This window comes from Streptomyces sp. NPDC059456 (assembly GCF_042750055.1).
Classification (GTDB): Bacteria; Actinomycetota; Actinomycetes; order Streptomycetales; family Streptomycetaceae; genus Streptomyces.
Window position 1 is genome coordinate 1 of the sequence record NZ_JBHYVA010000370.1, and the last position, 8,151, is coordinate 8,151.

Annotated in this window: 6 protein-coding genes; 3 read left to right on the top strand and 3 right to left on the bottom strand. The window is 72.0% G+C overall.

The genetic code is table 11. The annotated features are described in order from the left end of the window. Window positions 1-1,179, top strand: a 1,179-nt coding sequence (locus tag ACFXA3_RS27040; protein WP_385190950.1) for a M28 family metallopeptidase, incomplete at its 5' end; no start/stop codon positions are given. Window positions 1,180-1,257: 78 nt separating this feature from the next. Here the strand turns inward: ACFXA3_RS27040 and ACFXA3_RS27045 are convergent. Then, window positions 1,258-4,587 (bottom strand): S8 family serine peptidase, encoded by a 3,330-nt coding sequence (locus ACFXA3_RS27045; RefSeq protein ID WP_385190952.1) that lies wholly within the window; start codon window positions 4,585-4,587, stop codon window positions 1,258-1,260. Between the two features lie 274 nt (window positions 4,588-4,861). Further along, the gene (locus tag ACFXA3_RS27050) at window positions 4,862-5,428 is read right to left on the bottom strand and encodes a CGNR zinc finger domain-containing protein (protein ID WP_385190953.1); all 567 of its coding nucleotides are present in this window, start codon (window positions 5,426-5,428) and stop codon (window positions 4,862-4,864) included. A 131-nt stretch (window positions 5,429-5,559) separates the two neighbouring features. On the opposite strand from ACFXA3_RS27050, the gene ACFXA3_RS27055 reads away from it, so the two are divergent. After that, a complete protein-coding gene (locus tag ACFXA3_RS27055; RefSeq protein ID WP_385190954.1) occupies window positions 5,560-6,018 on the top strand; it encodes a VOC family protein in 459 nt (152 codons plus the stop codon). A gap of 23 nt (window positions 6,019-6,041) precedes the next feature. After that, window positions 6,042-6,944 (top strand): pyridoxamine 5'-phosphate oxidase family protein, encoded by a 903-nt coding sequence (locus tag ACFXA3_RS27060; protein ID WP_385190955.1) that lies wholly within the window; start codon window positions 6,042-6,044, stop codon window positions 6,942-6,944. On the opposite strand, the gene ACFXA3_RS27065 is transcribed toward ACFXA3_RS27060, so the two are convergent. Then, complete coding sequence (locus ACFXA3_RS27065; protein ID WP_385190956.1) at window positions 6,920-7,879, bottom strand: hypothetical protein; 960 nt, start codon at window positions 7,877-7,879, stop codon at window positions 6,920-6,922. The genes ACFXA3_RS27060 and ACFXA3_RS27065 overlap by 25 nt on opposite strands. Between the last annotated feature and the right edge of the window lie 272 nt (window positions 7,880-8,151).

The following is an 8,151-nucleotide window of genomic DNA, read 5'->3' on the forward strand; positions in this document are numbered from 1 at the left end:
GACTTCGACGTCTTCGAGGCGCACACGAAGACGGAGCGGGCCGCCGTCCTGGGTGCGGCGCCGCGCGAGCTGCCCACCGCGGCCTTCACCTTCACCCCGTCGACGCCGGCCGGCGGGCTGACCGCCCCGATCGCCCTCGCCCGGGCCGACGAGACCCCGGGCTGCGATGCCGCCGATTATCCGGCCGGAGCCTTCACCGGGAAGATCGCCCTGGTCAAGCGGGGTGCGTGCACCTTCGCCGAGAAGCAGAAGGCGGCCGCCGCAGCGGGCGCGGCCGGGATGATCGTCTACAACCACAGCGGCACCACCCCGGTCCGGGGCGGGTTCTCCTCGCCCGCCGAGGGGATCATCCCGAGCGCCGGGATCACCCTCGCCGACGGCGAGGCGCTGGCCGCGGCCGCCGCCGGCGGCGAGGTGACCGTACGCCTGGACCTGGACCAGGAGCACGTGAAGAAGACGACCCGCAACGTGATCGCGGAGACGCGGGGCGGCCGCGCCGACCGCGTCGTCACGGTCGGCGCCCATCTGGACTCGGTCCCCGAGGGCCCGGGCGTCAACGACAACGGCTCCGGCTCGGCCGGCCTGCTGGAGGTGGCCCTCAAGCTCGCCGGGGAGGGCGCGAACAAGAAGGGCAAGGGGCCCGCGAACAAGGTCCGCTTCGCCTGGTGGTCGGCGGAGGAGCTCGGCCTGCTGGGCTCCGAGCACTACGTGGCGCAGCTGTCCGCGCAGCAGAAGAAGGACATCGCGCTCTACCTGAACTTCGACATGATCGCCTCGCCGAACCCGGTGCAGTTCGTCTACGACGGCGACGACTCGGACAAGACCGGCGAGGGCGCCGGACCGGCCGGCTCGGCGCAGATCGAGGCGCTCATCAACGGCTTCCTCGACGAGAAGGGCAAGCCGCACGAGGGCAGCGACTTCGACGGCCGCTCCGACTACGGCCCGTTCATCGCGAACGGCATCCCGGCCGGCGGCACCTTCACCGGCGCCGAGGGCGTCAAGACCGCCGAGCAGGCCCGGCGGTACGGCGGCACGGCCGGCGCCCCGTACGACCCGAACTACCACGGGGCGGGCGACACCCTGGAGAACCTGGACCTGAAGGCCTTCGACACGAACCTGGACGTCATCGCCCACGCGGTCGGCACCTACGCCCAGGACCTGAGCTCGCTGGGCAGGTAGCCGCAGGCCCCGGGAGGGGAAAAGCCCGGAGGGGCGGTGCTCGGTGAGCGCCGCCCCTCCGGTGTGCACCGCGTGGGATTACGGGGTGACCTTCTCGATCTGGACGCTGCCGGTGCCGGCGGCGGTGCCGCGGCCGTTGAGCAGCTTGACCTCGCCGAAGAACTGACGGCCCTCGGGGGCCGGAGCGGCGGCGAGGACGTTCGCCGTGACGGACGCCGAGGCGCCGTTGGCGAGGTTCACCGCGGCGGCCCCGTCGACCTGGACGGAGCCCAGGGCGGACGAGAAGTACACGTCGCGGTAGTTGTACGTGGTGGAGCCGGACGGAACCGCGTAACCGGCGACCTCGATGGTGTAGGTGCCGGCGGCCGGGTTGAGCAGGGTCACGGCCTCCTCGGAGTCGCCGTCGGCGGAGGAGCCCACCTTCACGCCGTCCTTGAGGACGGTGAGGTCGAGGTCGGCACCGGTGTCGGAGACACCGCCGATGGCCACGTCCAGGCGGGAGACGCCCGCACCGATGGTGATGGTGCTGGTCTGGGTCTCACCGTTGGCGATGGTCGGCTTGGCGACCTTCGCGGAGCCGAGCGGGCCGCCCTGGAGCTTGCCGCCCGTGATGGCCGCACCGTCGTTCTTGACGGTCCACTGGACCGGGGCAGGGGTGCCCTGCTTGATCTCGGGAAGGACCTTGACCGCCGGGTCGAAGCCCGCGCCCAGGACGCTGACGTCGAGCTTGAACGGGTTGTCGAGCAGCGGCGACGTACGGCGCGACTCGACCTCGATCTCCCAGACGCCCGGCGCCGGGTTCTCGTACGAACGCAGGTCGGGGCGGCAGGTGTTGGCCGGGTTGTCGTAGTTCGGGTAGCACTGGGTGGTCGCGCTGTCCTCGACGCCCACACCGTACGGGTGGATCGAGATGAAGCGCGTCTGGCTGCCCGCCGCGAGACCGCCGAGGGCGACCTCGAGGGACTTCGCACCCTGCGGGACGGTGACGAAGTACGACTTGTGGCTGTTGCGCTGGACCGAGGAGGTGTCCGACAGCGTGAACGACGGCTTCGCCAGCGGGGTGGAGGCGACGACCGTGGTCAGGATCTGCTTGTCGATGCCCTCGGTGGTCTCGTCGTCCAGCTGCAGGATGCCGCTGTGCACGCCGGCCGACTTCGGGTTGGCCTCGACCTTGATGGTGACCGGCTTGTTCAGCGGCAGCGTGACGTAGTCGTAGCCGCCGACGACCTTGAACGTGCCGTCGTTGTTGCGCCAGCTCAGGTCGTGCCGGGTGCCGTACTTGACGCCCGTGGTACGGGTGACGACGACGTCGTAGACCTTCTTCTGGCCGACCTTCAGGCCGCCCTCGCGGTCGTAGAGGCCGGTGCCGAAGCCCGGGGTCTTCAGGAACTGGTCGAGCGCGGTGTCGACCGGCGCCTTGACGGTGAACTCGTTGGCCTTCGCGCCGCGCTGGAGGGACTCCCACGCGTCGACGATGTTGATCAGGCCCGCGCCCTGGGCGTGCGCCGGGACGTCGGCGATCTTCTTCGCGGTGCTGGTGAGCGCCACGCGCAGGCTCGCCGGGGTGACCGCGACGTGCTGCTGCTTGGCGGCCGAGAGCAGCAGGGCGCTGGCGCCCGTCGCCTGCGGCGAGGACATCGAGGTGCCCTGGAGCATCGAGTAGCCGGCCGGCAGGTTGTAGCCGGCCTCCTTCACCGGGGAGCCGGGCAGCCAGGTCTGCGTGGTGTTGATGGCCGCGCCGGGGGCGGTGATGGTCGGCGTGAAGCCGCCGTCCTCACGCGGACCGCGCGAGGAGAACGGGAACATGTCGTACTTCTTGGTCACGCCGGAGCCGTAGTTGGCGGCCCAGGTCTCCTTGGAGACCGCGGCACCCACGGAGATGACCTTGTCCGCGAGACCGGGGTCGCCGATGGTGTTGACACCGGGGCCCTCGTTGCCCGCCGAGATGACGAGCTGGACACCGTAGGTGTCGATGAGGTTCTTGTAGAGCTCGGCGCGGGCGTTGTTGCCGTCGTTCAGCGCCGGCAGGCCGCCGATGGACATGTTGACGATGTCCACACCGCGGTTGACGACGAGGTCGATCATGCCCTCGGTCAGCGCGACGTTGGTGCAGCCGCCGGACCAGGAGCAGGCGCGCGAGGAGACGATCTTCGCGCCCGGCGCCTCGCCGTTCATCTTGCCGCCGAAGAGGCTGTTGGCGGCGGTGATGCCGGCGACGTGCGTGCCGTGCTCGGACTCGATGATGCCGATGTTGACGAAGTCGGCCTTCTTGCCGACCCAGTCCCCGCCGAGCGGGTCCATCGGGACGTCCTTGCGGATCTGGATCACGAACGGGATGCGCTCGGCGACGTCGGTCGCCGGGTTGTCCGTGCCGAAGTAGCCGACCTGGTAGCCGTCCTTGTACGGCTTCATCGGCTCGTTGTTCGTGAAGTCGCCGTCCTGGTCGGTGTCGACGCGGACGGTGCCGGCCACCGGGTCGTACAGCATGCCGAACTTGTCGGTGGTGTCGCCGTCGCGGTTGACGTCGCCCTTCGCGTCACCGGTGGCGGTGATCGACTCGCTGAAGCGGCTCCACTGGTACGAGCCCTCCGGGGCCTTCCAGCTCTGGCCGCCCGCGGCGAAGGTGCCGCCCGTGGCCGTGACCGGGGTGATCTGCGCGCGCCAGGTGGCGTCGTTGTCCGTGATCGGGTCGGTCGCGGTGACCCAGTCGACGATCTTGCGCTCGCCGGTGGTGGTCTTCTGGAGCGCCGGGTGGCCGAGGTCGACGCCCGAGTCCAGGATGCCGATGGTCACGCCGCGGCCGTCGGCCTGCGGGTTCTTGGCGACGAAGTCCACCGCGCCGGTCTCGAAGGACGGGTTGTACGGGTTCTTCGCGGGGGTGTTCTTGTCCGGCCCGGGGTAGGTCTCGGAGGCCGTCTTCTTCGCCGAACCCGAGTCCTTCCCGCCGTCGGGGCGCGGGTCCGACAGCTGGATCTCGTGCTTGAGGTCCATGGCGTGCACCGAGGACAGCTTGGCGGCCGCCTTCAGCGCGGCCTCGGCCTTGCCGGTGGGCAGCGTGGCCCGCACGTAGCCGAGCTTGTCGTTGGTCTGGCCGACCGAAGCGCCCTGGACCGCGGTGAGCTGGTCCGCCACCTGCTTGGTCTGGCCCGGGGCGGTGGCCATCATGACGGTGACGGTCGCGTCACCCTTGGCCTTGGCCTCCTGAAGCAGCTCGGCGTCCGCCGAACCCATCTTCTGGTCGGCGGACTTGACGGCCGGGCCGGTGCCCGGGGTGCCGCTTCCGGTGCCGGTCGCCGCGAACACGGGCATCGCGCCCGCGGTCGCCAGCGCGGCGACCAGGCCGGCCGCGGCCGCGACGCGCGCGACGCGTCTGGCCCCGGATATGGAGCTGGGGGATTCGAGGGTCATCAGCATCCCTGGATAAGTGAAAGATACGGTCCGGATTTCGGTGCCGGATGACCGGTCAGCTTTGCGCAAGTGACAGCTGTTTGGGGAGCGTTGTCATTGACCGAGACCTGACATGGCGGACACTCGCCAGGTCGGAGCATGCGCCATCGAGGCCGTACCGGGGCGTAGGGGTGCGAATCGCAGGGGGTGAAGAGTTGATTTATCGACTTCCCGACCTCATTGCGAGGATGTTGCGCCGCTCGGCGTCAGATCGGGTGTGACAACTTCCGGGCCCTCAGCGCACGCGCGTGCGCGCGTAGTGCCGCGAGGCCTTCGCCCGGTTTCCGCACACGGACATCGAGCACCAGCGCCGGGTGCCGTTGCGCGAGGTGTCGTGGAAGTGCAGCACGCACGTCTCGGAGGCGCACTTGCGGATCCGTTCGGGCGCCGTGCCCAGCAGCTCCAGGTAGTCGCGGGCGGCCGTCCAGGCCGGACCCCAGGCCGGGTCCGCGAACTCGGCGCGCTCGCCGGGGCCTTCGGCGGTCAGGGTGGCCCGGATCCGCCCGTGTTCCAGGACGGCGTCGATCAGCGCGCGCGCGCTCTCGTCGGCCGGGTCCGCGACCGCGCGGGCGAGCGCCTCGCGGGCGGTCAGCAGGTGGACGAGCGTCGCGGCGTCGGCGCGGAAGCGGTCGGCCAGCCCGGTGCTGCGCAGCCAGAGCGAGAGCCCCTCGATCCGGGTCAGCCCGAAGGCGCCGGCGAAGAGGTCGGTGATCTCGCCCTCCCGCATCCAGCGCGTGTTCAGCAGGTCCAGGGAGACCGGCTCGCCCGTCAGGGGGCGGGGGTCCGCCGCCTCTGTCGCCATCTCGCCGCTCCTCCGTGCGCGTCTGCTAACCCCTCAAGGGTACGTGGCCGGTTGACGCTGACGCCTCTAACCTTTAAATTCGATGTAGCAGGTTAGAACCTGAGTCGTGGAACCGATGAAAGGGGGCAGCCGTGACGGCTGTCATCAGCAAGCTGCGCACCGGGCACGTGGGCCTGAACGTCACCGACCTCACCCGCTCCCTCGCCTTCTACCGGGACGCCCTCGGCTTCGAGCTGCTGGGCGAGGGCAAGGAGGAGGGCCGCCGCTTCGCCTTCCTCGGACAGGACGGCGAACTCGTCCTCACGCTCTGGCAGCAGGCCGACAGCGGGTACGCCACGACCGCGGCAGGACTGCACCACCTGGCGCTCACCGCCCCGACCCTCGACGAGGTCCGGGCGTACGAGGAGCGGCTGCGCGGGCTCGGCGTGGAGTTCGCGTACGACGGGGTCGTCGCCCACGGCGAGGGCAGGGCCTCCGGCGGGATCTTCTTCCATGACCCCGACGGCACCCGCCTGGAGATCTCCGCACCGGCCGGCGCCGAAACGTCGCCCGCTCCCACCCCGGGGGCTCCGACCTGCGGGTTCTTCTAGGCGCTCCGACAGGAGGCGGCATCATGGACCGGTACCACCAGGGCTCGCTGGCCGTGCAGGAACGCGTCGGCGTGCGCGATCTCGCCGATCACGTCGGCCGTTCGATCGGCACGGGCATCAAGGACGTCGCCGCGGCCTTCCTCGGGCTCCAGCCCCATCTGGTCGTCGGCGCCGCCGACGGGGCGGGACGGCTGTGGGCCTCGCTGCTCACCGGCCCGCCCGGGTTCGTACGGGCCACCGGTCCGGACCGGATGGCGGTCCGCGGCGGACCGCCGGCCGGGGACCCGCTCGCCGGGGCGCTGGCCACGGACGGCACCCGGGTCGGGACCATCGCCCTCGACCCGCGCACCCGGCGCCGGATGCGGCTCAACGGGACCGTGGAGGTGACGGCGGGCGGGTTCGCGGTCGCGGCCGAACGGGTCTTCGCCAACTGCCCCAAGTACCTGCAGAAGCGGCAGCCGCTGGAGTTGGTCGCCGAAGGGGCCGGTGTCGTGCGGCTCGGGGACGCGCTCACCCCCGACCAGGAGCGGGCCGTCCGGGCCGCCGACACCTTCTTCGTCGCCACCACCGCCGAGGACGGGACCGATGCCAGCCACCGGGGCGGCATGCCGGGCTTCGTCGAGGTGCTCTCGCCGGTCGAGCTGGCCTGGCCGGACTATCCGGGCAACGCCATGTTCCTGACCCTGGGGAACCTGGCCGCCGATCCGCGGGCCGGGCTGCTGTTCCCGGACTGGGAGAGCGGGGCGGTGCTCCAGCTCAGCGGGCGGGCCCGGATCGAGTTCGGCCCGGACGGCAGCCGGACCGTCCGCTTCCGCGTCGACGCCGTGGTGGAGGCCCTGCACCCCGGGCGGCTGCGCTGGAGCACCCCGGAGTACTCGCCGGCCAACCCGGCGCTGCCGCCTCACCGGGGGAGTACGACCAGGTAGGCGGCGGGCTCGCGGTCCGCGGAGGCCGTCAGGGCGGTCCGCACGACCGCGGCCTGCTGCTCGGGCCAGTCGCGGAGCTTGCGCGGGGTGATGTGCAGGACGGTCACCCCGAGCCGCTCCAGGGTCTCCCGCTTGCGGACCGCCTCCGAGAACTCCTCGTCCTCGCCCTGCCGCGGCGCGCGGGTGTCGATCTCCAGCGCGACGGACTGCTCCGGCCAGAACGCGTCGACCCCGCCCAGGTGCGGGCCGCCGGGCAGCCGCAGGTCCACGTTCCAGACCGGCTCGGGGAGCTCGTAGCCCCGTACGAGCTGGTACAGCCGGTCCTCGGCGATGGCCCGGCCCTCCGCGAGCAGCGACTCGACGGCGTCCACGACGTGGGGGCGGTTCAGCAGCCGGGCCACCGTCAGCTCCCGTACGACGGCGGCGGGTTCGCAGTGCCCGCCGCGCACCGCCTCGCTGAGCAGGCGGCGTACGGTGCCGGCGTCGGCGAGCTGCCCGACCGCGTCGGCCAGGGCCCGGGCCACGGGGGCGACGGGCAGCCCGGTCAGCTCCTGCGGGCGGGGCGGGGTGTGCGTGCGCACGATCCGCACGGTGGAGACGGAGCGCAGCCGGCGGGTGTGCGGCACCAGCACGTCGATCTGCGTGAGCGCGTGCAGCACGGGCGCCGAGGCGAACCGGTAGAGCGCGAGCGCCGCGAGACCGGTGACCATGGCCTCCCCGCCGCGGCGGCCGGCGTACAGCAGGGCCGCGTGCAGGCGCTCCTCGCCGGTCGGCGCGCCGGGGTGGAGGAGGAACACCCCCGGCAGGATCTCCTGCCAGGGCCGCACGGCCGCGTCGGAGGCGCTGACGCCGTGCTCGCGGAGCTGGGCGAGGCTCATCACGCGGGGGCTGGTGCCGGTGAGGTGGGCCAGGGGGAGGGGCGCGTTGTGGTTCATGCGGCGGAGATTCCCGCTCGCCCCGGCCCCGCTAACCCCTGTTACGTTCTCGTCGACAAATCCGGACAAGCCCGCACTAAAGTACGGCCGTTCGAAAGCCGATACCGTCGTTGGCCCCCCCCCGCCGGGGCGGGGGCCCCCCCCCCGGCCGCCCCCCCCGCGCCCGCCGCGGCGCGGCTCCAACTCCCCCCCCCCCCCCCCCCCGGACGGCCCTTCGGCGCGAGGATCCCTTAGAGGCCGTGGCGGCCCGGCGTCGTCGCACGGCGTCGGGC